Origin of the sequence: Bradyrhizobium oligotrophicum S58 (assembly GCF_000344805.1) — a bacterium.
Classification (GTDB): Bacteria; Pseudomonadota; Alphaproteobacteria; order Rhizobiales; family Xanthobacteraceae; genus Bradyrhizobium; species Bradyrhizobium oligotrophicum.
This window is the reverse complement of sequence record NC_020453.1, coordinates 6,181,894-6,203,831: the sequence shown is the minus strand read 5'-3', so window position 1 is coordinate 6,203,831 and position 21,938 is coordinate 6,181,894. Positions and strand designations below refer to the sequence as shown.

Sequence of the window (21,938 nt, the reverse complement as noted above, 5' to 3'; positions counted from 1 at the left end):
CAGCGACCGCGATGCAGTCTCAGACGATGCAGCCTCCGCTGCCTGACCCTGGAGACATCGATGATCCCCCGCCCATCCCGGTCCATGCATCTGCTGCGGCCGTTCTCCATCCTGATCCTGCTGTTGTCCCTCGCCGGACCGGCTGCGTCCGATGATCTGGCGCGGGTCACCGATCCGCAGCCGCTGGGTCTCTCGGCCGCAGGGCTGGGGCGGATCGCGCCGTGGTATCAGGCGCGCTTCGAGGCCTTCCCGCCGCCCGAGGGTCTCGTCCCCGGTGCGGTCGTCGCCATCGCCAAGGCCGGCAAGCTTGCTTATCTGCAGGCGATCGGTTTTCAGGACCGCGCCAGGACGATCCCGATGAAGATCGATTCCATCTTCTGGATCGCCTCGATGTCCAAGCCCGTCACCAGCGTCGCCGCGATGATCCTGGTGGATGACGGCCGGCTCGACCTCGATGCGCCGGTCGGCCGCTATCTGCCCGAGCTCGCCGGCATGCAGGTCGGCGTACGCAGGATCGACCCCGCCACCGGCCGGACGGACTATGCGCTCGAGGCGCCGAAGCGGCCGATGACCGTGCGCGACCTGCTGCGCCACACCTCGGGCCTCATCTACCCCGAATTGGATTTCGCCTATCCGGCAGGTGGCCTTGCCGACCCGAGTGCCGATGCGGGCATCCGGATGATCCACATGCTCTATGGCTGGAAGGCCGTGTACCGGCGCGATAGGACCCTGGCGGATTTCGTGGCGAGCCTCGCCGGCCTGCCGCTCGCCCATCAGCCCGGTGAGGTCCATGAATATGGCTGGAGCGTCGACGTGCTCGGCCGGGTCATCGAAGTCGTGTCTGGTCGGCCGCTCGATCAGTTCATGCAAGCGCGCATCTTCGATCCGCTGCACATGGTCGACACCGGCTTCTTCGTGCCGAAACAGAAGCTCGATCGTCTGGTCGACGCGCCGATGCCGGAACGGCCGCCGATCTGGGAGGTCACGACGCCTCCGAAGCTGTTTGCCGGCGGCGCTGGCCTGGTGTCGACGGCGCCCGACTATCTGCGCTTCTGCCAGATGCTCTTGAATGGCGGCGAGCTCGACGGCGCGCGCGTGCTCAGTCCGCGAGGGGTGAAGGAGATGACGACCAACGCACTGCCCGAGACCATCAGCATCTTCGGCGGCGACGAGGTCGGCGCTCGCGCGGGAACGACGTTCGGGCTCGGCTTCGCCATCCGTACTGATCCGGTGTCGAGCTGGCTGCCCGGAAAAGTCGGAACGTTCGCCTGGGCCGGCCACTGGGGCACCTATTTCTGGATCGATCCGGCGGAGCAACTGATTGGTGTGCAGATGATCCAGGCCACGCCGGGCAGCAAGGCGCGCAGGGCGCTGCTCCCGTCCGGGATCAATCATCTGGTCTACGGTGCCTTATCGGCGCGCACGCCGGCAGATGCCACAGCGCCGGCTGCGCGATGAGTGCGGCCCTATCGCGGAGATGACAGAAAAGCCTCTGCCCTGCAGTGATACGCGTCGCCGTGAACGTCACATTAACCAAGCATGGGTGTGCCGCCGGATATCTCCCGCGTCTGCTTGTCCTGACGCAACGATCGCTGTGCTCACGCGAAGCATTGTTGGCCAAGCTCAGTTCGCAGGAACAACCATGCTCGATGTTCTCAGTCGCTTTCGTATCTCCACCAAGCTCGTCACTGCGGCGCTCGGTGGTATCTTCTTCGTCGCGGTGATGATCGCAAGCCAAATCGTGGGCAACGCCATCATCGAGCGCGGTCTCGGCAGCGCGCTCGATCAGCAGGAGATCGCGCGGCTCGCGATCGCTGCGAAGTCCGAAGCCAGGCAGATGCAGGTCGCGGTGCGGGATCTTCGTCTCGCCAAGACTGAAGCCGATATTCGCGCCGCCGAAGAGCGTCTGGCTGCAGGGCGTCACGCGGCCGATCAGCTTTGCGTCGAGATGAATCGCAGGCCGGTCTCGGTTGACGGCAAGGCCCGCATCGAAAGCCTGCAACGATCGATCGACGCCTACGCGGCCGGAGCCAAGCGTATCGCAGCCGTCAGGCACAGGCTTGCCGAGGATATCGCGGCAGGCCGGTCCGCGGAGATCGCCCCGCTGGAAGCGGAGGCGGCCGACCTCGCGCGCAACGTGACCTTGCCGATCGCAAAGACGATCGACGATCTGGCGGATGGTATCGTGACCTTCGCCTCCTCGAAGGCTGCGACGGAGAAGAACGCGGCCTGGGCCGTCATCTCGACATCCGAGACGACCTCCATCGTCGTCGGCAGCATCGCCATCCTGGTTCTCGGTGCGGCCGGGTTGATGAGCGTGTTCGCGGTCTCGCGGCCGATCGGCCTGATAGTCCACAGCATGACGGCGCTGGCCGGCGGCGAGCTGTCCGCCTCCATCTCCGGGCTGTCGCGTGGCGACGAGGTCGGCGACATGGCGCGCGCGACCGAAGTGTTCAAGGCAAACCTGCTGGAGACGCAACGCCTGCGCGCTGAACAAGTCGAAGCCGAAGCGCGCGCGGAGGCGCAGCGCAAGACGGACATCGAGAATTTCACGACATCCTTCGAGAGCGCCATCGGCGGCATCGTCGATCGCGTATCGACGAGCTCGACCAGCCTGGAGCAGGCGGCATCGACCTTGGCGAGCACGGCGTCCACAACCAGTGAGCTGTCGACCACGGTGGCCTCGGCTTCGGAGCAGGCCTCTGCCAGCGTCCAGTCGGTCGCCGCTGCGACCGAAGAGATGGCGGCCACGGCGGCCGAAATCGGCCGCCAGATCGACGGCGCATCACGCGTCGCGCGGGAGGCGGTGGCGCAGGCGACGAGCACCGACGAGTCGATGACCAAGCTCGGGGCCGCGGCCGACAAGGTCGGCAGCATCGTCGGTCTGATCACCGCGATCGCCCAGCAGACCAATCTGCTGGCGCTCAATGCGACGATCGAGGCGGCGCGCGCCGGATCGGCCGGACGCGGCTTCGCCATCGTCGCTTCCGAGGTCAAGGAGCTCGCCGCGCAGACTGCCGATGCGACCAAGGATATCTCCAACTACATCGCCGAAATCCAGTCGGCGGCCTCGGCGGCCGTCGGTGCGATCAAGGAGATCATGTCGACGATTTCAGGGATGTCGGAAATCACCGGTGCCATTGCTGCCGCTGCCGAACAGCAGGGCAACGCGACCAAGGAGATCTCCCGCAACGTACAGCAGGCCGCGGTCGGCTCCTCGCAGGTCTCGTCGGGGATCGTCCACGTCCAGTCAGGCGCGACAGACACCGGCGCGGCCTCCTCGCAGGTGCTGACGGCCGCGCAGTCGCTGTCAGCGGATGGAACGCGCCTGAAGCAGGAGGTCGGTAGCTTCCTGGCCCGGGTGCGCACGGCGTGAGCCTCCTTTCGCGTCGTCTTCACTGACGGCCACGGCAAGCCGTGCGGGGACCATTCGGCCGTCCTGCGGGCCAAGGTGCTTGGCGTCACGGGCATAGGAACAATCGCGATCCGCGGCTCTTGCAGTCGCAACGATCAGGCTTCCAACCCGGAGATGAACGATGACCAGGATGATCGGCGCTTCCTCGACGCGAATGATACAAACGGCCATGGCGGCCTGCGGCATGACCCTGTTGGTGGCCGGCGGTGCCATCGCTGCGCCGAAGGGGCAGTCGCCGGCCAAAGACCGGCATTTCATGACCGAGGCGATCGAAGGCGATCTGTCCGAGGTCAACATGGGCAAGCTGGCGCAGCAGAAAGGGCAGAGCGACCAGGTCAAGCAGTTCGGCCAGGCCCTGCAGCAGGACCATGGCGAGCACCTGCAGAAGGCGCAGCAGCTCGCGAGCCAGAACGGGATGCCGGTGCCGTCGGAGCCGAACAAGAAACAGCTCGCCATCTACAACAAGCTCGAAGGCCTGTCCGGCGACCGCTTCGACCGGGCCTTTGCCCAGGCGATGGTGCGCGACCATCAGGGGGACATCAAGAAGTATCAGAAGGAGGCTGCGGCGGGCTCGCCTCTGTCGGACTTTGCCCAGCAGACCTTGCCGACGCTGCAGAAGCATCTGGAGATGGCAAAGTCTCTGAGCAAATGATCGTAGAGCGGTCGTTCGTCGGTGCCCGGGCCAGCCCCGGGCACCGACGTTCGGGTTACTGCGAGCGCGCCAGCGCGAGTTGGGCGCGACCCGTGCGCCGCGATGCCGGCGGCCGCTTGTCGGGATGGGACGGTCCGCCGCGTCCCGCGACTTCGAGCGCGAAATAGGCGATCGTCGCCTCCAGCCCTTTGCGCAGCGAGATCTGCGGACGCCAGCCCAGCAGTCGCTCGGCCGTGGAGATCACCGGCTTGCGCCGCTAGGGGTCGTCGACCGGCAGCGGCTTGAACTCCAGCGTCGAGCTCGACTGCGTGCAGGTCGGCACCTCGCGCGCGATCGCCTCGATCGTCATCTCCTGCGGATTGCCGAGATTGACGGGACCCGTGACCAAGTCCGGGCTGTGCGCAGCGAGCCGGTGTGCAGATTGTCGGTGCAGATCACCGTGTCGCCGCGCCGGAGCAGCGTGTCGCAAATGTGCGAGCCGATGAAGCCGGCGCCGCCGGCGCCGCCGGCGACGAGAGTGCGGAGTGAACGTCGTGTGGGTATGGAGATCTGAATGGTCATGACAGTCCCAGTTTCAGTTCGACGGGCGCTTCGGTGGCAGTGTTCTTGACTTGGCGCGCCGGACGCGAGCGCCGCGAGAGCGCCTCGCGGTAATAATCTTCGAGCTGGCGTGGGCGGTGATCGGGGGTGTGGTCGCGGCGAACGCGGCGGCTGGCGCGATCGGCGATGGTGCGGCGCGTGTCCTCCGGCATCTCCTGCAGGATCGCCGTGACGTCCTGTGGCGAGGATACGACGAGGGTTTCGCCGTTCGGCACGAAGATGGTTTCGAGGCCCGGCCAGTGATCCGACATCACCGGCGTGCCGCAGGCGCCGGGCGCATCCTGATCACCGGATCGATCGCCGGCTTCACGCCGGGCAGCTTCCAGGCGATCTACAACGCCAGCAAGTCGCTCCAAGATGGCCGAGCCCGGCACGGCACGGGACCAGCGGTCGTCCGGCGCCGGGCCGCGCGCATCTTCGTCGTGGACGGCCGACATTGCCCGGCTCCCGTTCGGCTGCTAGCGTCATGCCGACGGGGCACGGACGAACGATGAGACGATGACCGAGGCGTTGACGGAATCGGAAAAGGCGCAGCAGATCGTGGCCGCGCTGAGATCGGCGGAAGCGAGCCCGCCGGATGCGGCATTGCAGACGCTGAACGGCCTGATGGGGCTGGTGCGCAGCCCGAGCGCCGAACAGCCGCTCGAGGTGGAAGAGGCCCGATCCGCAGCCTTCATGTCGATCTGCGAGGTCGGCAAGGCGCTGCACCGCGGACAGCCGACGGATGCGCTGTGGCCGGCGGCGGTGTCGGCCAGCCAGCGCTGGCTGGCGCTCGTCAAATGAGATTTTCCAAGTGAGACGTTCCAAGTGAGACGTTCGAAGTGAGGCACGCGCCGGCCGCCTCGACGGGACTGACTTGGCGCGCGATGACGATCGATGACCTCGCCGCCGTCGATGCGATCGCGGCCCGCGTGCACCCGGCCTATCCCGAGGATCGGACGGTGTTCGCCGAGCGCCTGCGTCTTCATCCGGATGGCTGCTGGGTGCTTGCTACATCGGGTGGCGAGGTCGCCGGCTACGTCATCAGCCATCCCTGGCATCTCGGAGAGCCGCCGGCGTTGAACGTTCTCGTCGGCCGTCTGCCTGTGCCGGCTTCGACCTATTACATCCATGACCTCGCCTTGCTTCCTGCGGCCCGCGGCAGCGGCGCTGCGGGCCGCATCGTGGCGGAGCTGATCCGGCATGCGCGCCAGCTCGGCGTGCGGTCGCTGTCGCTGGTTGCGGTCAGCGCCTCCACGGCATTCTGGGAGAAGCAGGGCTTTGCGGTCGCGAGGGAGCCCGGCGCCGGCGGCTGCACGGGAAGCTATGGCGACGACGCCAACCTGATGATCCGCGATCTCGCCTGATCGTTGCAGACATGCAAACGGCCCGATGGTCGACCGGGCCGTTTGCGTTCTCGTCGGCTGTTACTCGACAGCATTCATTCCGGCATCGATGTGGGACGCCGCCACATGTCGCTCCGCCGGCTGAAGCGGTTGGCATGCAGCATCCAGCCCGTCACCGGCTTGCCGTCGCGATGCCGTCCGCCGCTTTCCGCGCCCATCCAGGCCGCCACGGCGCCGAGCAGCAGCGCGGTCGCAATCGAGAAGGCCAGGATGATCGTGCTGGCGCGGGCCCGCGACAGTGCGCTCTTTGCATCGGCGATCACCGTGTCGACGCGGCGTTCGGCATCGGCCGGGGCGAGCCCGGTCGTGCCGCTGACGAGCTGCACGAGATAGCTGCGGTCATCGCTGCTGACGCCGCTGTGGCTCGATGCCGTCAGCAGGATTCGACCGGCCTCGCTGCGGGCCGGTGCGAGCTCGGGGGTCGGCGCCCGCCGCGCTGCGCGGAACAGATGGTCGAGCTCGTAGCTCAGCACTGACGGCTCGGTGGCGGCTGGTGGCGAGCTCAGCGCATTCGGCCGGTTGGCCGCGGACGCGACCATGGCTGCGAGCACCGCGCCGAGCACGACCGCGAGTGCCCAGGATCCGACGCCGTGCAGACCGTCCCGCTTCTCGGTCTCGTCACTCTCGGCAAGGCCGTACGGTGCACGCACACGCCCGGCGACGTAGCCGCCAACGCCGAAGCTCACCAGCGCCTGCAGCACCAGATACAGACCCGATAGCAGCCACAGCGCCACCGACGCGTCGCGCCAGGTCGGCGCCGCGGAGCTGACACCGAGACCGACGGTGGTCGCGAAGCTGACCAGGATCGAGGAGACGGCTACGGCGGTGAGGGCCCCTGCAATGACCGGCGTCCATTGCAGGGTCCAGCTGTCGGCGGCGACGCGCGTCATGGGGGAGGTCGCGACCGGCACAGTTTCCACGTTCATCACGCAGCCTCAGCGCAGGCCGAAGAACGACAGGATGGCCATGACAACCACGATCAGGCCCACCAGATAAATCAGTCCGTCCATGTTGGTCTCCTCCAGTTTGACTTCGCAGCCGTATAAGCAACGGCGACGTCCAATGTTCCGCGCACCTGTCGGCGGCGGAGGAGGAGAATGTGAGCGGCAATGCAGCATCCACATGCCGCTTGCCTTGAGGTGATGGAAAACAATTTCACTGAGTTGTTCCCGCCCGAGCTCTTACCGCAACGCAGAGGGAGCAGCTCGTGGGAACGCAAAGTATCGCGGCGGCCGCAACGCCGCCGTTAATCGATCGTGATCTTCATGGTCAGATACAGGTAGCTGGGCTCATCGACGCCGGCTCAATAGCGCGAGTAACCGCCGCGCTGACGCGCGTAAGCGTAGGCCGGGTTGATGCCGCAGCCGGCGTCGGTGCCGGAGGCCGCGGCTTGGCACTGGCGATAGGTCGAGTACTGGCAGTTGCCCGGATAGCCCCAGGCACGGCCCTGCAGGCAGAAGCGATCCTGGGCGGCGGACGCCGGGGAAATCGCGGCAAAACCCGCGAGGAGGGCCGTGGCAGAAAGCGAAGCGAAGAGCAGGCGGCGCATGCGTTTATCCTCGAGTATCCCTGAGGTTGGAAGGTGAAGTTGCAACGCGGCGGTGCACAAGCCTGTTCCTCGCGCGCCACATTAACTCTTGTGTCGAACTGTTGTGTCGCCGTCGCGATCGCGCGTTCATCGTCCGATGAGATTATTTGCCGGATCGAGGTGCGCTTGCCCGCGTCCCGCGCCCCTCCTGCGGGCGCTGCGGCAACGGCAGCGGCGCGGTCGGAAGCGTCCGGAACATTCGCGGACTCCTCCGGTTTCTTTCCGCGACAACAGCGGATGCTCCCTCATGTTCGGTCGATCCAAGAAGCCGGATGTTGCACGTCAGGACACGGCGGGCTTGTTCGGCGAGCCGCGCATGCGCGGACCCGGCACCGGAGGCATGCTGGCACTGCTCGGGCTCGCATTGCTGATCCAGTATTTCGAGCAACGGCCCCCGGAGGAGCCCAGCGGCCAGCGTATCGGCAGCGCCTCCGGTGACGACGGGCGAGGACGGCTTGCCGATTCGCCCTCGGAGATCCCGGCGCGCGGCTGGAAGGATGTGCTGTATCGCGTGTATGAGAACGTCACCGAGCACAGGATCGTCGCGCTCGCCGCGGGCATGACCTTCTACACGTTGCTGGCGATCTTTCCCGCGCTTGCGGCGCTGGTCGCGGTGTACGGCCTGTTTTCGGATCCCGCCAGGATCACCGCCCACCTCGAGCAACTCCAGGGCCTGCTGCCTGGCGGCGCGATCGACATCGCGCGCGATCAGCTCACGCGCGTCTCCGCGAATGGCAGCCAGGCGCTGGGCGTGACCTTCCTGGTCAGCCTCGCGATTTCGCTCTGGAGCGCAAATGCGGCGATGAAGTCGCTGTTCGATACGCTCAACGTGGTCTATCGCGAGCCCGAGACGCGCGGCTTCATCAAGCTCAACGCGATCTCGCTGCTGTTCACCGGCGGCGCGATCCTGTTCGCGTTGCTTGCCATCGCGGCGATCGTCGTCGTTCCGCTGTTGCTGAACTATGTGGGCCTGCCCGATGCCGCCGGCCTCCTGCTGCGCATCGGCCGCTGGCCGGCGATCTTCATCTGCGTTTCGCTCGGCCTCGCGCTGATCTATCGCTATGGCCCGGACCGCGAGGAGCCGAAATGGCGCTGGATCAGCTGGGGCAGCGCGCTTGCCGCTGCGTTGTGGCTCGGAGGCTCGGCGCTGTTCTCCTGGTACGCGGCCAATTTCGGCAATTTCAACGCCACCTATGGGTCGCTTGGCGCCGCGATCGGCTTCATGACCTGGATCTGGATCTCGGCGATCGTGATCCTGATCGGCGGCGAACTCGACGCCGAATTGGAGCACCAGACGCTCCGCGATACGACCACCGGCCGCGAACAGCCGCTGGGCGCGCGCGGCGCCACCATGGCCGACACGGTGGGTCGCGCGAGCTGACCACGGGCGAGAACGTCGGCGCCGGTGGGCGCTGCAAATCAGCAACCGGCCCGACTCCGTTGGCACCGCCTGTACCCTGATCGCCCCCGGCTCCGGGTTCCTCGGGAACCCGAAGCACCTCGATTGTGTTCCCCTTGCGGGCTCGCTGTGCTGTCCGGCGGGCGGTGTCTGATTGCCATTCGCCTAAATTCATCACGACGGAGCGTTTCAATGACGGGGGAGGTCATCGCCGGCAGGCAACATGGCGGATCCAAGGGGCTCGCGCGCATTTCCACCGGGAGCGAAGGTCTCGACGACATCCTCGGCGGTGGCCTCGACCCCAACAGGCTGTACCTCTACGAGGGCCGGCCCGGGACCGGAAAAACCACCATCGCGCTCCAGTTTCTCCTCAAGGGCGCGAGCCTCGGCGAGCGGGTGCTCTACATCACTCTGTCCGAGACCAAGCGGGAGCTGGAGGTCGTCGCCGAGCGGCACGGCTGGTCCCTCAAAGGCGTCGACGTGTTCGAACTGGTCCCTCCCGAGACGACGCTCGATCCGGAGCGGGAGCTCACCGTATTCCACCCGGCCGAGGTGGAGCTCAGCGAGACGACCGGTCTCGTGTTCAAGGAGGTCGAGCGCCTCGATCCCTCCCGGGTCGTGATCGACAGCCTGTCCGAGCTCCGGTTGCTGGCGCAGAGTCCGTTGCGCTATCGCCGTCAGGTTCTCGCATTGAAGCACTTCTTCGCCAAGCGCAACTGCACGGTCATCCTGCTCGATGATCTGTCGTCGTCGCAGGACGACCTGCAACTTCACTCGGTTGCGCATGGTGTCGTGATGCTGGAGCAGCTTGCGATCGACTATGGAGCGGAGCGCCGCCGGTTGCGCGTGATCAAGATGCGCGGCATCTCGTTTCGCGGTGGTTTTCATGATTTCACCATCGCCGAGGGTGGCTTGAATATCTTTCCGCGCCTGGTCGCCTCCGAGCATCACAAATCTTTCCTCGGCGAGTTCACCCCGAGCGGCAGCGCCGAGCTCGATCAGTTGCTGGGCGGAGGGCTGGAGCGCGGCACCAATGCGCTCTTGATTGGCGGGGCCGGCGTCGGCAAGTCGTCCCTCGCGTTGAGCTATGCGATTGCGGCGGCAGAGCGCGGCGAGCACGCGGTCTTCTTCGCGTTCGACGAGGGACGTGGCACGGTCGAGGCCCGGGCGCGAGCGCTCGGCCTGCCGCTCGAACAACACATGAATTCCGGGCTCATTCACCTTCAGCAGATCGATCCTGCGGAACTGTCACCGGGCGAATTCGGTGCCATCGTGCGTCGCAGCGTCGAGCACGACAATGCCAAAATCATCATCATCGACAGCCTCAACGGCTACCTCAATGCCATGCCGGACGAGCGCTTTCTCATCCTGCAGATGCACGAGCTCCTGAGCTATCTCGGCCAGCAAGGCGTGCTGACCATCCTCGTCCTCGCGCAACATGGCCTGGTTGGACCGATGGATACGCCGCTGGACATCAGCTATCTCAGCGACGCGGTGTTGATGCTGCGCTATTTCGAGGTGGCAGGGACCGTGCGCCGCGCTCTGTCGGTGGTCAAGAAGCGCAGCGGAAACCACGAGCATACGATTCGCGAGTTTCGTTTGAGCCGCGCCGGCATCACCCTCGGTCCGCCGCTGACGGAATTCAGCGGGATTTTTTCGGGCAACCCGCGCTTTACCGGATCCCTCATTGCTGACACGGGCACGAGAGATGGGAACTGAGAGGGACCAGCGTGTCCTCGTCGTCGCACCGATCGGACGCGACGGTCCTGCGTCTGCGGAGCTGCTTCGAAGCGCCAAGCTCGACACGTGGGTCTGCTCCGGTCTGACGGAGCTGATCAGCGAGTTGAGCGCAGGTGTCGGCGCGGTCGTCCTCACCGAGGAGGGGCTGTTCGCAAAGGATACCGCTCAGCTCACTCAATGGGTCGAGCGTCAGCCCGCCTGGTCCGACCTGCCTTTCATCGTGCTGACGAGTCACCGAGAGCAGCCCACGGTCGTCGCGTGGCGACGCAATCTCGTGCGCGCGCTTCGCAACGTCTCATTGCTCGAGCGCCCGATCCAGCCGATCACGCTGACCAGCGCCGTGCAGTCGGCGATGCGCGCGCGGCGCCGCCAATACGAGATTCGCGCGTTGATCGAGGCACGCGAGCAGGCCGCGCAGGAGCTCGAACGGCTGGTGGTGGAGCGCACGCGTGCGCTTGCCGAATCCAACGAGCATCTGCGTGTCGAGATGGCCGAGCGCGCGCGTGTCGAGGAGACGCTGCGCCAGGCCCAGAAGATCGAGGCGATCGGCCGGCTGACCGGCGGCGTCGCGCATGATTTCAACAATCTGCTGATGGTGATCTCCGGCGGTCTCGACATGCTGGATCGCCAGGCCGATCCGGCGCGGCGGCGGCGCCTGATGGACGGAATGATCCAGGCCGCCCAGCGTGGTGCCAGCCTGACCCGGCAGCTGCTTGCGTTCTCCCGTCGCCAGGAGCTGCGGCCCGAGCCGGTCGATATCGCCCGCCAGATCGGCGGCATGCGCGAGCTGCTCGATCGGAGCCTGCGCGGCGACGTCCATGTGCAGTTCGATTTTCCCGACGCACTCTGGCCCGTCGAGGTCGATCCCGGCGAGCTCGAACTGGTGGTGCTCAATCTCGCCGTCAACGCGCGCGACGCGATGCTCACCGGCGGCACGATCGTCGTGCGCGGTGAGAACCTGCCGAATTGGAAGGACGACGAAGTCGCTGGCGACTACGTCCGCCTGTCGGTGATCGACAGCGGCACCGGAATGACGGACGAGGTGCGCCTTCGCGTTTTCGAGCCGTTCTTCACCACCAAGGATGTCGGCAAGGGCTCGGGCCTCGGGCTTGCTCAGGTCTATGGCTTCGTCAAGCAGTCGCGCGGCACCGTCTCCATCGAGTCGGAGCTCGGCAGAGGCACCACGATCGCCTTGTACCTTCCGAGGTCCGAGCACGCGGCATCGCGGCATCAGCACCATCTCGTCGACCTCCATCGACCGCGTCCCCGTCATCGCGATGAGGGTCGCATTCTTCTGGTCGAGGACGACGATGAGGTGGCGGCGCTCGTGAGCGAGATGCTGCGCCAGCTCGGCTACGAGGTGACCCGCGCATCCAGTGCGGCAGCGGCGCTCGGCGCGCTCGCCGACGGACGCGCGGTCGACCTCGTATTCTCGGACGTCATGATGCCGGGCGGCATGAATGGGGTCGAGCTCGCGCGCGAGATCCAGCGGCGGCGGGTCGACATGCCCATTCTCCTGACCAGCGGCTATTCAGGAGCGGCCGTGCATGCGGCCAAGGACGCAGGTGTCCGGATTCTGTCGAAGCCCTACCGGATCGACGAGTTGGCCACCGCGATCGATGCTGTGAAGTCAGAAAACATCTGGTCCCGAGCGCGCAGCTCCTGAGAGCTGCCGTTTAACTCCGTATCAACCACCCCTCGCGCGAAGAGCCCTGCCTCACGATCTGCAGGTCAGTCCTGCGTATTTCAGCGATTGAGTTTGATTTGCCGCAATGGCCGAGCCCCGTTTCGCTGGAACACTGGGACCAGCAGAAAGGAGTTGAGTCATGTGGCTCACCAAGGACGACTTCCGCATCAAGGCGGAAAATTTTGATTTGTCGAATGGTCTGAACATTCTTCGCATCATTTGCGGTTTGTTTCTGTTTCCTCATGTCGCCGGAAAGTTCGCAGCCGGCGCGGTATCGGCCGCGACCGCGGGCTTCTTCGCCAAGGCTGGCTTTCATCCGCCGGAGGTCTGGGTGGTCATCGCTGCCGTATCGGAATCCGCGGCCGGCGTGGCCCTGGTGCTCGGCATCTGCACACGCTTCGCCGCGCTCGGCGCCACTGCGCTGCTGCTGTTCGCCGTCTACGCGCTGCAGGTCGTGAAGGGCTTCGGCTGGACCTGGAATACCGGCGGCTATGAGTACCCCGTATTCTGGGCGATCACCTCGCTGGCGGTGGCAATCGAGGCCTGGAAGGTGCATCTGCGCCAGGTCAAGCCGGGCGTCGCGGCCGTGCCGGCGACCGCCACGGCCTGACTTTGAACCATACCGATGAGAAGACGAAAGCCGCCTCTTGGGCGGCTTTCGCATTTATCTCAGCAGGGCCGACCGTTCCCGCCTGCCGCGTGAACGGCTGCTCCGTTCAAGCCTTGACCGCATAGAGATCGGCGAAGCGCTCGCGCAGCAGGTTCTTCTGCACCTTGCCCATGGTGTTGCGGGGCAGCTGATCGACGAAGATCACGCGCTTCGGCTGCTTGAACTTCGCCAGCCGTCCGGACAACGCGTTGAGGATAGCGCGCTCATCGATCGATGCGCCGGGGGTGCGAACCACGGCGGCGGTGACGCCTTCGCCGAAATCGGCATGCGGCACGCCGACGACGGCGCTTTCCGTGACGCCTGGAATGGCATCGATCTCGGTCTCGATCTCCTTCGGGTAGACGTTGAAGCCGCCGGAGATGATGAGGTCCTTGCCGCGGCCGACGATCTGCACGGTGCTGTCGCGGCCGATCTTGCCGAGGTCGCCGGTGATGAAGAAGCCGTCGGCGCGGAATTCCGCCGCGGTCTTCTCCGGCATCTGCCAATAGCCGGCAAACACGTTCGGCCCCTTCACCTCGATCATGCCGACCTCGTCGACCCCAAGTGGCGTACCCGTCTCGGGATCGGCGATGCGCACCTCGACCCCCGGCAGCGGCCGGCCGACCGAGCCCGGGATGCGCGGACCTTCATACGGGTTGGAGGTGATCATGCCGGTCTCGGTCATGCCGTAGCGTTCGAGGATCTCGTGGCCGGTGCGGTCGTGCCACTCGCGATGGGTTTCCGCCAGCAGCGGCGCGGAGCCGGCGACGAACAGCCGCATGTGAGCGGTGGACGCGCGACTCAGATTCGGGCTCTGCAGCAGGCGCACATAGAAGGTCGGCACGCCCATCAGCACGGTGGCCCGTGCCATCGCCGACAAGATGCGCTCGGCATCGAATTTCTGCATGAAGATCATGCGTGCGCGCGCCGCGAAGGTGACGTTGCCGGCCACGAACAACCCGTGAATGTGATAGACCGGCAGCGCGTGGATCAGCACGTCGTCGCTTGTGTAGCGCCATTGCTCGACCAGGGTTAGTGCATTGGAGACCAGGTTGCCGTGCGTCAGCATGGCGCCTTTCGACCGTCCGGTCGTGCCTGACGTGTAGAGGATCGCGGCGAGATCGTCCTTGGCGCGCGCGACCGTCTCGAACTCGCTCGGGCAGGCGGCGGCCGCGTCTACCACGGAGCCCTTGCCGTCCTGGTCCAGCGTTTCGATGCGGCCGCCGGCCTTGTCGGTGATGGCGCCGAGCGCAGCCTTTTCCTTCGGATCGCATACGATCAGCGTCGGCTGGGCGTCGCGAATGAAGTACTCGGATTCGGCCGGCGTGTAGGCGGTGTTGAGCGGCAGGTAGACGGCGCCTGCGCGCAATGTCGCCAGATAGAGCGCGATCGCCTCGACGGATTTCTCGACCTTGCAGGCGACGCGGTGGCCGGGGCCGACCCCGAGCTTGGCGAGAAGGTTTGCGAAGCGGCCGCTGAGGGCTGCCAGCTCCGCGTAGCTCAGCGCGGTGCCGTCGTCATTTTCGATGCAGATCGACTGATCCGAGGCGGCGGAGGCGAGCAGGCGGTCGAACAGGTTCCAGGTCATGACGAGATCTTCCGTTGCGAGTTGGTCTGCGGGCTGGGCACCAGGTCCTGCGACGCCAGCTTGGCGCGCAGCGACTTCTTGACCTGTTGCGAGGCGATGACGGTGCCGGCCTCCGCGAAGGCCTCGTGGTTCGCCTCGATGTGCTCCAGCGCGTAGAGATAGTTGACCATCAGTCCATGAGATTGCTTGAGGCCCTTGGGTGAGGCGTCGCCCATGAAATTCAACCGCTCCAGCCGCGCGCCATTGCCGAGATGAAAGCGGGCGACGGGATCGACGGGCTTGCCCGAGGGCAGCTTCGCCTTGAGGAAGTAGTAGGCGGCGAGCGCGGTGAGCGGCTCCTTGGCGTGGGCGATGTCGCCGCCGGCCTCGATCGCCGCCAGCGCGCGCCGGGTGTCATCGTCGATCGCGGTCGATGCCTCCGCCTTCAGCTCGCGCTTGACCCAGTTGGCGAAGCTCGGCACCGGCGACAGCGTCACGAAGGTCGTCAGGTTCGGCAGCTCGCGCATGAGATCCTGCACCACCTGCTTGATCAGGAAGTTGCCAAAGGAGACGCCGGCCAGGCCCTTCTGCGTGTTCGAGATCGAATAGAACACCGCCGTGGTCGCCTCGCGGGCGTCGATGGCCTGGCGCTCCTTGTCCAGCAGCGGGCCGATCGCGCCCGGAATCTGCTTGGTCAGCGCGACCTCGACGAAGATCAGGGGCTCGTCGACCAATTGCGGATGGAAGAAGGCGTAGCAGCGGCGGTCGGCCGGCTGCAGGCGGTTGCGCAGATCGTCCCAGTCCTGGATGGCGTGGACCGCCTCGTAACGGATGATCTTTTCGAGAATGTTGGCCGATGTCGTCCAGTCGATCGGCCGCAGCACCAGGAAGCCGCGGTTGAACCAGGACGAGAACAGATGCACGAAATCGTCGTCCACCGCCTGCAGCTCCGGGTGCTTCGACAGCAGCGACAGCAGCACCTCGCGCATGCGCACCAGCGACGCGGTGCCGCCGGGCGCCAGGTTGAGCCGGCGGATCAGCTCCTGCCGCCGCGGCTCGGCCGCGGCGTGCAGGGCCTCGATCTTCTTGCCCGCGCCGCCGTCCTCGCTCTTGTAGGCCGCGATCGCGAGCTCGACCGCGCGGCGGTCGGGCCCGAACCGGTCGGCCAGCGAGGACAGGAATTTGAGCCGCTCCGGTTCTTTCGCCCGCTCGAACGCCGCGAGCAGCGACTGCGCGATGGCGACGCCCGAGGCCTCGCCGCGCCGCGACAGCAGCGCCTCGCCGAGCAGTTCGAGGTCCGGATCCTCGCCGGTGTGGCGCGGCGGCTTGATGCCGAGCACCGATCGTCCGCGCTGGGTCAGCGTGTCGATCAGCCCCTGCAGGAATTCCGGCGCCGACATCCGTCCGGATCGCGTCTCGTTCAGCATGGTTTGAAGCTCCATCGGCTAGCGGGAAGGGAGGCCCATCACCAGGTTGGGCAACCAGGTGGAGATCGACGGCACCAGGCACAGCAGGACCACCGCGAACGCCATCAACAGCACGAATGGCAGCGTGCCCCAGATCACGTCGCGCAACGGGATGTCGGGCGCGATGTTCCGGATGACGAAGATGTTCAGGCCCACCGGCGGATGGATCAGGCCCATCTCCATGACGATGGTCATGACGACACCGAACCAGATCAGGTCGAAGCCGGCGGCCTTGAGCGGCGGCAGGATGATCGGTGCGGTCATCAGGATGATCGAGACCGGCGGCAGGAAGAAGCCGAGCACGACCACCATCACGAGGATTGCCGCCAGCAGCAGCCAGCGCGACAGCTGCAGGGCAACGATGGCCTGTGCCGCGCCCTGGCTGATGTGCAGGTAGCTCATCACGTAGGAGTAGAGCAGGGACATGCCGATGATCAGCATCAGCATGGTGGATTCCTTCAGCGTCGATTCCAGGATCGGCGCGAGATCGGCCGGGCGCCAGACGCCGTAGATCAGTGCGATCAGAGCGAGCGCCAGGATGCCGCCGAGGCCGGCCGTCTCCGACGGCGTGGCATAGCCGCCATAGAGCGCGATCATGACGCCGCTGAGCAGCACGATGAACGGCATCACCCGCGGCAGCGAGCCGAACCGCATCGCCATCGTGAAGTGCTCCTTCGCCAGGATCGGATGCGCGGCGGGATCGGCGGCATAGGCGCGCTGCGCCGCGCGGTACTCGGCCTTGAACTTCGTCACCGCATAGGCCGCGAACAGCACCACCAGCAGCAGCCCCGGACCGATGCCGGCCAGGAACAGCCGCCCGAGCGACTGCTCGGCCGCGACCGCATACAGGATCATCGTGATCGAGGGCGGCAGCAGGATGCCAAGCGTGCCGCCGGCGGCGATGACGCCGGCCGCGAAGCCGCCGGAATAGCCGCGCTTGCGCATCTCGGGAATGCCGGCCGAGCCGATCGCGGAGCAGGTCGCCGGCGACGAGCCGGCCATCGCCGCGAACAGCGCGCAGGCGAACACGTTGGCGATGCCGAGACCGCCGGGAATGCGGCCCATCCAGACGTGCATGGCGCTGTAGAGATCCTGGCCCGCCTTCGACTTGCCGATCGCCGCGCCCTTGAGGATGAACAGCGGGATCGCGAGCAGCGTGATCGAGGCCATTTCCTCATAGACGTTCTGCGTCACCGTATCGAGCGATGCGCCGGGCATGAAGAAGTACATGAAGATGACGGCGACGGTGCCGAGCGCGAGCGCGATCGGCATGCCCGAGGCCATGATGGCAAGCGTCGCGCCGCCATACATCATTCCGACAGCAAGCGTGCTCATTTGCTCCTCCATCCGTCGATCTGCGATGCGAGCTGAAGCGCGATCTGCAGGGTCATCAGGGTCATGCCGACGGCCATCAGGCTGTAGGGAATCCACAGCGGCGGCGCCCAGGTCGAACCGGACACCTGCCCGTCGACCCACGCTTCGTGAAGCAGCGTCCAGGATTTCCAGGAGAAGAAGCTGCAGAACAGCAGGCTCGTCAGATCGACGATGAAGATGCGCATCGCATTGCCGCGCCGCGTGAGATAGCCGGTCAGCGCCTCGATGCCGATGTGGCCGCGGTTCGACTGCACGAAGGCGGTGGACATGAAGGTGCTGCCGACCAGCAGGAACACCGCCGCCTCGTCCTGCCAATAGGTGGCGGCGTTGAAGAAATAGCGGGAGGCGACGCTGTAGCTCAGGATCGCGCTCGCGGCGATCAGGGCGATCGAGCAGAAGATGACGATGGTCCGGTTGAGCAGCGCCATGGCGCTGACGATCCGCGCCGTGACAGAGCCGGGCCGCGCCGTCGTCACGACGGCGGTGTGCCCGAGATCGACGCCATGCGCGCTCATGCGCCGACCTCCCTGGCGAGCTTGATCAGGCGGACGCAGTTCTCGCTGTCACGGAAGTCGCCCTCGGTGGCGGTTCCGCCGGGAAACTGGTGCGAGATCTTCAGCACCGTGGCGGCAGTGGCGCGGCCGGCCCGCAGCAGAGCAGGCATCGCAAGGCCGAGCGCCAGTGCCCGGCGTCGAAACAGTCTCATTCCATACCCCCCATTCGATCATTGCATTTTTAATTCACAATCTTGCATACAATTTATATATTGATTGCATGCTGTATTCGTTGTCAAGTGTGTGGTATGGAATTTGGCCCGAGAGTGTATGCAATGAGCCAGGCCTTCCGACTGAAGCAGGCGATCGAAGATGCTGTGATCGCGGGGGAATTCCTGCCTGGCGACCGGCTGGACGAGGTTTCGCTGGCGGAGCGATTCGGTGTGTCGCGGACGCCGATCCGGGAGGCGTTGCTCCAGCTCGGCTCGGAAGGCTTCATCGACGTCAGGCCGCGCCGCGGCGCCATCGTCAGCGTGCCGTCACCGACCCGGCTGTTCGAGATGTTCGAGACCATGGCCGAGATCGAGAGCGCCTGCGGGCGGCTCGCGGCGCGCCGGCTCACGCCGGAAAACGACGCGGCGATGGAGGCCGCTCATCGCGCCTGCGAGGTGGCCGCGCGTGCCGGCGACAGCGAGCAGTACTACGCCGATAACCGGATTTTTCACGAGGCGATCTACCGTGCGAGCTGCAACGGCTTTCTCGCCGACCAGGCGCTGGCCCTGCACAAGCGCCTGAGCGCCTATCGCCGCATCCAGCTGCGCGCGCGCAACCGGCTGCTGCAGTCGTTGCAGGAGCATGGCGGTGTGCTCGACGCCATCCGCGCCGGTGACGAGCAGCTCGCCGCGACGCGGCTGCACGACCACGTGCTGGCGCAGGGTGAGCGTTTCTCCGACATGGTGCTCGGCCTGGCCGAGCGGCAGCGCTCGGCGGTGGCCGGCCGTGCCGGCGCGGCGAAATCGCGCGCGGCCGAGTAGGCGAGCCGGTGCTGCGACGGCGCACCCCCCGAAAAAGCAGTGGGGCCCGATGTCGGGCGGGGGGCGTTCCGATCGTCCTTTGGAGACATCGGAGGACCTCGCCATGACAAGCCGCACCATCGTCTCCACGATCGTCTCGAAGTCCGAATGGACCGAAGCGCATCGCGCCCATCTCGCCCGCGAAAAGGCGTTCATGCGGCAGCGCGACGCGCTGGCCGAAGCCCGGCGGGCCCTGCCTTGGGTCAGGGTCGAGAAGGATTATCTGTTCCAGTCACCAACGGGACCCGTGAGCCTCGGCGGCCTGTTTCACGGACGCAGTCAGCTGATCGTCTATCACTTCATGATGGCGCCGGGCGATCCGCATCGCTGTCCCGGCTGCTCGTTCCTGTGCGACCACATCGACGGCGCCAACCAGCATCTCCGGCAGCACGACGTCACCCTGGTCGTGGTGTCACGCGCGCCGCTGGCCGAGATCGCGCCGTTCAAGGCGCGCATGGGCTGGACCTTCGACTGGGTCTCGTCCGAGGGCAGCGCCTTCAATTTCGACTATCAGGTCTCGTTCTCCGACGCGCAGATCGCCAGCGGCGACGCCATCTACAATTTCGCGCCCCTGCGCGGGAGGTCGCCCGAGTTGCCGGGCCTGACCGTGTTCTACAAGGACGACGCCGGCGACATCTTCTGCACGTTTCAGGTCCGCTCTCGCGGCGGCGATCCGCTGATCGGAGCCTATCATTATCTCGACCTCACGCCGAAGGGCCGCAACGAGACCGGACGCGGCAATCTCTCCGACTGGGTTCGCCTGCATGATGAGTACGAGGGGGGCAACGGGCCGGCCTGTCACTGCGGATCATAGCCAACTCCGCGCCATGACATGCCCGTAGACGCACGGGGCCCGACCGCCGCCGACTGTGCGATCTCCAGGCATCGCGGCCGGTGCGCGGGCGGTCGCAGCGCATTTGGTGGCATAAAGCAGCCCCGTCGGGCGCGATGTCGCACGAGTAGAAATACGGAAATCCCGGATTCACCCTTTCGCTTTAACGATAGTGGAACAAGTTCCGTCAATTTTAGGCATATAGAGTTTCGGTCGTTTGCGACATGCATCGTTCGCCGCCGAATACCTGAAAACCAGCCTAGCATTCGGAGGATACCTTGTTGTTTCGCTCGAACAGCCGCTCGGATGCCGAGGCTCAGCTCGCCGCCCTCAGTCGCGCAATGGCTGTCATCGAATTCCAGCTCGACGGCACGATCATCACAGCGAACCAGAATTTCCTCGATGCGCTCGGCTATCAGCTGAACGAGATCAAGGGCAGGTCGCACAGCATGTTAGTCGACCCGTCCGAGCGCGACAGCTCCGCCTACCGCGAGTTCTGGGCGGCGCTGAACCGGGGTGAATTCAAGGCTGCCGAGTTCAAGCGCATCGCCAAGGGCGGCGCCGAGATCTGGATCGAAGCGTCCTACAATCCGGTCCTCGACAGCTCCGGCAAGCCGGTGAAGGTCGTCAAGTTCGCGACCGACATCACCCAGAAGAAGCTGAAGAGCATGGCCGACGGGGCCAAGCTGACGGCCATCGATCGCGCGCAGGCCATGATCGAGTTCAAGCTGGACGGCACCATCGTCAATGCCAACCAGAACTTTCTCGGTGCGCTGGGCTATCGCCTCGACGAGATCCAGGGCAAGCATCACAGCATGTTCGTCGAGCCGGCGCTGCGCGACAGTCCGGCCTATCGCGAATTCTGGGCTGCGCTCAATCGCGGCGAATACCAGAGCGGCGAATACAAGCGCATCGGCAAGGGCGGCAAGGAAGTGTGGATCCTGGCCACCTACAACCCGGTGTTCGATGCCTCAGGCAAGCCGATCGGGGTCGTCAAGTTCGCGACCGACGTCACCGCCCAGAAGCTGAAGAATGCCGACCTGGCCGGCCAGATCGATGCGATCGGCAAGTCGCAGGCCGTGATCGAGTTCGGCATGGACGGCACGATCATCACCGCGAACGCCAACTTCCTGCATGCGCTCGGCTACACCCTGCCTGAGATCCAGGGCAAGCATCACAGCATGTTCGTCGAGCCGTCCGAGCGCGACAGCTCCGCCTATCGCGATTTCTGGGCCAGCCTGAACCGCGGCCAGTACCAGTCCGCCGAATACAAGCGCATCGGCAAGGGCGGCAAGGAAGTCTATATCCAGGCGTCCTACAATCCGATCCTCGATCTCAACGGCAAGCCGTTCAAGGTGGTCAAATATGCCACCGACGTCACCCGGCAGGTTTTCGTTCGCATGGGCAACGAGCGGGTCCGGGCGATGATGGAATCGGTTGCCGCAGGCGCCGAGGAGCTCAATGCCTCGGTGCGGGAAATTTCCGAAGCCATGACGAAGTCGCGCGAGACCGCCATCAGTGCGGTGGACCGTGTGACCTCGGCGGATGCCCAGGCGCAGCGTCTGTCCGCGGCCGCCCAGGCCATGAGCGGCATCGTCGAGATGATCCACAGCATCACCGGCCAGATCAACCTGCTGGCGCTGAACGCCACGATCGAGTCGGCCCGCGCCGGCGAGGCGGGCAGAGGGTTCGCCGTCGTCGCCTCGGAGGTCAAGAACCTGGCCACCCAGGCCAAGACGGCGACCGACAAGATCGCCCAGGAGATCGACAGCCTCAACAATATCTCCGGAGGCGTCGTCACATCGCTGGGCACGATCAAGCAGGCGATCCAGAACGTCAGCGAGTACGTGACCTCGACCGCGGCTGCGGTGGAGGAGCAGAGCACGGTGACCAACGAGATGTCGTCCAGCATGGCGCGTGCTGCAGCCGAAGCCCAGGCCCTGAGCGATCGGGCTGCCGCCTGAGGCGAGATCGCCGGGAAGCGTCGATCGCGCCGCGGCCTGCCTGCCGCGCGATC

General features: G+C 65.7%; 23 protein-coding genes and 2 pseudogenes. 13 read left to right on the top strand and 12 right to left on the bottom strand.

The features are described from left to right. Window positions 1-60 precede the first annotated feature (60 nt). From S58_RS26755 to S58_RS26745, 3 genes are all read left to right on the top strand, one after another. Window positions 61-1,458, top strand: a complete 1,398-nt coding sequence (locus S58_RS26755; protein ID WP_015668528.1) for a serine hydrolase domain-containing protein — start codon at window positions 61-63, stop codon at window positions 1,456-1,458. A 184-nt stretch (window positions 1,459-1,642) separates the two neighbouring features. Continuing rightward, window positions 1,643-3,376 carry a methyl-accepting chemotaxis protein gene (locus S58_RS26750; RefSeq protein WP_015668527.1) on the top strand — a complete coding sequence of 578 codons (1,734 nt, stop codon included), beginning with the start codon at window positions 1,643-1,645 and terminating at the stop codon, window positions 3,374-3,376. A gap of 160 nt (window positions 3,377-3,536) precedes the next feature. Beyond that, complete coding sequence (locus tag S58_RS26745) at window positions 3,537-4,067, top strand: DUF4142 domain-containing protein (RefSeq protein ID WP_052351223.1); 531 nt, start codon at window positions 3,537-3,539, stop codon at window positions 4,065-4,067. A 55-nt stretch (window positions 4,068-4,122) separates the two neighbouring features. On the opposite strand, the gene S58_RS39140 is transcribed toward S58_RS26745, so the two are convergent. Genes S58_RS39140 through S58_RS26735 form a run of 4 tightly spaced genes read right to left on the bottom strand, consistent with a single transcriptional unit; the run spans window position 4,123 to window position 4,918 of the window. Next, entirely contained in the window at window positions 4,123-4,311 is a 189-nt protein-coding gene (locus tag S58_RS39140) for a putative sugar-nucleotide epimerase/dehydratase (protein WP_015668524.1), read from the bottom strand. A 12-nt stretch (window positions 4,312-4,323) separates the two neighbouring features. After that, entirely contained in the window at window positions 4,324-4,455 is a 132-nt protein-coding gene (locus S58_RS39380) for a putative sugar-nucleotide epimerase/dehydratase (protein WP_015668523.1), read from the bottom strand. Further along, window positions 4,413-4,628: an NAD-dependent epimerase/dehydratase family protein gene (locus tag S58_RS39135; RefSeq protein ID WP_244440645.1), complete on the bottom strand. Its 216-nt coding sequence runs from the start codon at window positions 4,626-4,628 to the stop codon at window positions 4,413-4,415. Before S58_RS39135 ends, S58_RS39380 begins: the two co-directional genes overlap by 43 nt. Then, window positions 4,625-4,918 (bottom strand): glycosyltransferase family protein, encoded by a 294-nt coding sequence (locus S58_RS26735; RefSeq protein ID WP_244440644.1) that lies wholly within the window; start codon window positions 4,916-4,918, stop codon window positions 4,625-4,627. Before S58_RS26735 ends, S58_RS39135 begins: the two co-directional genes overlap by 4 nt. Window positions 4,919-4,930: 12 nt before the next feature. Between S58_RS26735 and S58_RS39130 the strand changes: the two are divergent. From S58_RS39130 to S58_RS26725, 3 genes and pseudogenes are all read left to right on the top strand, one after another. After that, a pseudogene (locus tag S58_RS39130) lies at window positions 4,931-5,017 on the top strand (SDR family NAD(P)-dependent oxidoreductase); the annotation flags it as partial. Between the two features lie 160 nt (window positions 5,018-5,177). After that, window positions 5,178-5,450, top strand: a complete 273-nt coding sequence (locus S58_RS26730) for a hypothetical protein (RefSeq protein ID WP_042340952.1) — start codon at window positions 5,178-5,180, stop codon at window positions 5,448-5,450. An 83-nt stretch (window positions 5,451-5,533) separates the two neighbouring features. After that, the gene (locus S58_RS26725) at window positions 5,534-6,013 is read left to right on the top strand and encodes a GNAT family N-acetyltransferase (RefSeq protein ID WP_015668520.1); all 480 of its coding nucleotides are present in this window, start codon (window positions 5,534-5,536) and stop codon (window positions 6,011-6,013) included. Window positions 6,014-6,087: 74 nt separating this feature from the next. Here the strand turns inward: S58_RS26725 and S58_RS26720 are convergent, their stop codons facing one another. The 3 genes from S58_RS26720 to S58_RS26710 all read right to left on the bottom strand — a co-directional run bounded on the left by S58_RS26720 (window position 6,088) and on the right by S58_RS26710 (window position 7,601). Then, a complete protein-coding gene (locus tag S58_RS26720) occupies window positions 6,088-6,978 on the bottom strand; it encodes a hypothetical protein (RefSeq protein ID WP_015668519.1) in 891 nt (296 codons plus the stop codon). A 9-nt stretch (window positions 6,979-6,987) separates the two neighbouring features. Beyond that, window positions 6,988-7,176: a hypothetical protein gene (locus tag S58_RS37815; RefSeq protein ID WP_015668518.1), complete on the bottom strand. Its 189-nt coding sequence runs from the start codon at window positions 7,174-7,176 to the stop codon at window positions 6,988-6,990. Window positions 7,177-7,355: 179 nt separating this feature from the next. Further along, a complete protein-coding gene (locus S58_RS26710) occupies window positions 7,356-7,601 on the bottom strand; it encodes a DUF3551 domain-containing protein (protein WP_015668517.1) in 246 nt (81 codons plus the stop codon). A gap of 355 nt (window positions 7,602-7,956) precedes the next feature. Between S58_RS26710 and S58_RS26705 the strand changes: the two genes are divergently transcribed. The 4 genes from S58_RS26705 to S58_RS26690 all read left to right on the top strand — a co-directional run bounded on the left by S58_RS26705 (window position 7,957) and on the right by S58_RS26690 (window position 13,076). Next, window positions 7,957-9,021 carry a YihY/virulence factor BrkB family protein gene (locus tag S58_RS26705; RefSeq protein WP_042340951.1) on the top strand — a complete coding sequence of 355 codons (1,065 nt, stop codon included), beginning with the start codon at window positions 7,957-7,959 and terminating at the stop codon, window positions 9,019-9,021. Window positions 9,022-9,231: 210 nt separating this feature from the next. Beyond that, a complete protein-coding gene (locus S58_RS26700) occupies window positions 9,232-10,758 on the top strand; it encodes an ATPase domain-containing protein (RefSeq protein WP_015668515.1) in 1,527 nt (508 codons plus the stop codon). Next, window positions 10,748-12,445, top strand: coding sequence for a response regulator (locus S58_RS26695; protein ID WP_015668514.1), 1,698 nt, complete (start codon window positions 10,748-10,750; stop codon window positions 12,443-12,445). Before S58_RS26700 ends, S58_RS26695 begins: the two co-directional genes overlap by 11 nt. Before the next feature lie 160 nt (window positions 12,446-12,605). Next, window positions 12,606-13,076, top strand: a complete 471-nt coding sequence (locus S58_RS26690; protein ID WP_015668513.1) for a DoxX family protein — start codon at window positions 12,606-12,608, stop codon at window positions 13,074-13,076. A gap of 106 nt (window positions 13,077-13,182) precedes the next feature. Here the strand turns inward: S58_RS26690 and S58_RS26685 are convergent, their stop codons facing one another. From S58_RS26685 to S58_RS26665, 5 genes and pseudogenes are all read right to left on the bottom strand, one after another. Then, window positions 13,183-14,703: a malonate--CoA ligase gene (locus S58_RS26685; RefSeq protein ID WP_015668512.1), complete on the bottom strand. Its 1,521-nt coding sequence runs from the start codon at window positions 14,701-14,703 to the stop codon at window positions 13,183-13,185. Beyond that, window positions 14,700-16,109 carry a malonyl-CoA decarboxylase gene (locus tag S58_RS26680; RefSeq protein WP_015668511.1) on the bottom strand — a complete coding sequence of 470 codons (1,410 nt, stop codon included), beginning with the start codon at window positions 16,107-16,109 and terminating at the stop codon, window positions 14,700-14,702. The genes S58_RS26685 and S58_RS26680 overlap by 4 nt, the downstream gene beginning before the upstream one ends. 18 nt (window positions 16,110-16,127) lie before the next feature. After that, entirely contained in the window at window positions 16,128-17,483 is a 1,356-nt protein-coding gene (locus S58_RS26675) for a TRAP transporter large permease (RefSeq protein WP_042340237.1), read from the bottom strand. After that, entirely contained in the window at window positions 17,480-18,037 is a 558-nt protein-coding gene (locus S58_RS26670; RefSeq protein WP_015668509.1) for a TRAP transporter small permease, read from the bottom strand. The genes S58_RS26675 and S58_RS26670 overlap by 4 nt, the downstream gene beginning before the upstream one ends. Window positions 18,038-18,084: 47 nt before the next feature. Then, window positions 18,085-18,228: pseudogene (locus S58_RS26665) on the bottom strand (TRAP transporter substrate-binding protein DctP); the annotation flags it as partial. Between the two features lie 123 nt (window positions 18,229-18,351). Here S58_RS26665 and S58_RS26660 point away from each other — a divergent pair. The 3 genes from S58_RS26660 (at window position 18,352) to S58_RS26650 (ending at window position 21,885) form a co-directional block, all read left to right on the top strand. Beyond that, the gene (locus tag S58_RS26660; RefSeq protein WP_015668507.1) at window positions 18,352-19,050 is read left to right on the top strand and encodes a GntR family transcriptional regulator; all 699 of its coding nucleotides are present in this window, start codon (window positions 18,352-18,354) and stop codon (window positions 19,048-19,050) included. Window positions 19,051-19,153: 103 nt separating this feature from the next. After that, the gene (locus S58_RS26655; protein WP_015668506.1) at window positions 19,154-19,903 is read left to right on the top strand and encodes a DUF899 domain-containing protein; all 750 of its coding nucleotides are present in this window, start codon (window positions 19,154-19,156) and stop codon (window positions 19,901-19,903) included. Window positions 19,904-20,262: 359 nt separating this feature from the next. Next, window positions 20,263-21,885, top strand: coding sequence for a methyl-accepting chemotaxis protein (locus S58_RS26650; protein ID WP_377812139.1), 1,623 nt, complete (start codon window positions 20,263-20,265; stop codon window positions 21,883-21,885). Window positions 21,886-21,938 lie beyond the last annotated feature (53 nt).

Coding starts and splice junctions, on each gene's coding strand:
- S58_RS26695 (WP_015668514.1), top strand. CDS start 10,748: ATGGGAACTGAGAGGGACCAGCGTGTCCTCGTCGTCGCACCGATCGGA.
- S58_RS37815 (WP_015668518.1), bottom strand. CDS start 7,176: ATGTGGATGCTGCATTGCCGCTCACATTCTCCTCCTCCGCCGCCGACA.
- S58_RS26705 (WP_042340951.1), top strand. CDS start 7,957: ATGCGCGGACCCGGCACCGGAGGCATGCTGGCACTGCTCGGGCTCGCA.
- S58_RS26670 (WP_015668509.1), bottom strand. CDS start 18,037: ATGAGCGCGCATGGCGTCGATCTCGGGCACACCGCCGTCGTGACGACG.
- S58_RS26680 (WP_015668511.1), bottom strand. CDS start 16,109: ATGCTGAACGAGACGCGATCCGGACGGATGTCGGCGCCGGAATTCCTG.
- S58_RS26675 (WP_042340237.1), bottom strand. CDS start 17,483: ATGAGCACGCTTGCTGTCGGAATGATGTATGGCGGCGCGACGCTTGCC.
- S58_RS26725 (WP_015668520.1), top strand. CDS start 5,534: ATGACGATCGATGACCTCGCCGCCGTCGATGCGATCGCGGCCCGCGTG.
- S58_RS26650 (WP_377812139.1), top strand. CDS start 20,263: ATGGCTGTCATCGAATTCCAGCTCGACGGCACGATCATCACAGCGAAC.
- S58_RS26750 (WP_015668527.1), top strand. CDS start 1,643: ATGCTCGATGTTCTCAGTCGCTTTCGTATCTCCACCAAGCTCGTCACT.
- S58_RS26660 (WP_015668507.1), top strand. CDS start 18,352: ATGAGCCAGGCCTTCCGACTGAAGCAGGCGATCGAAGATGCTGTGATC.
- S58_RS26700 (WP_015668515.1), top strand. CDS start 9,232: ATGACGGGGGAGGTCATCGCCGGCAGGCAACATGGCGGATCCAAGGGG.
- S58_RS26755 (WP_015668528.1), top strand. CDS start 61: ATGATCCCCCGCCCATCCCGGTCCATGCATCTGCTGCGGCCGTTCTCC.
- S58_RS26710 (WP_015668517.1), bottom strand. CDS start 7,601: ATGCGCCGCCTGCTCTTCGCTTCGCTTTCTGCCACGGCCCTCCTCGCG.
- S58_RS26690 (WP_015668513.1), top strand. CDS start 12,606: ATGTGGCTCACCAAGGACGACTTCCGCATCAAGGCGGAAAATTTTGAT.
- S58_RS26685 (WP_015668512.1), bottom strand. CDS start 14,703: ATGACCTGGAACCTGTTCGACCGCCTGCTCGCCTCCGCCGCCTCGGAT.
- S58_RS39135 (WP_244440645.1), bottom strand. CDS start 4,628: ATGACCATTCAGATCTCCATACCCACACGACGTTCACTCCGCACTCTC.
- S58_RS26655 (WP_015668506.1), top strand. CDS start 19,154: ATGACAAGCCGCACCATCGTCTCCACGATCGTCTCGAAGTCCGAATGG.
- S58_RS26720 (WP_015668519.1), bottom strand. CDS start 6,978: ATGAACGTGGAAACTGTGCCGGTCGCGACCTCCCCCATGACGCGCGTC.
- S58_RS26745 (WP_052351223.1), top strand. CDS start 3,537: ATGACCAGGATGATCGGCGCTTCCTCGACGCGAATGATACAAACGGCC.
- S58_RS26735 (WP_244440644.1), bottom strand. CDS start 4,918: ATGTCGGATCACTGGCCGGGCCTCGAAACCATCTTCGTGCCGAACGGC.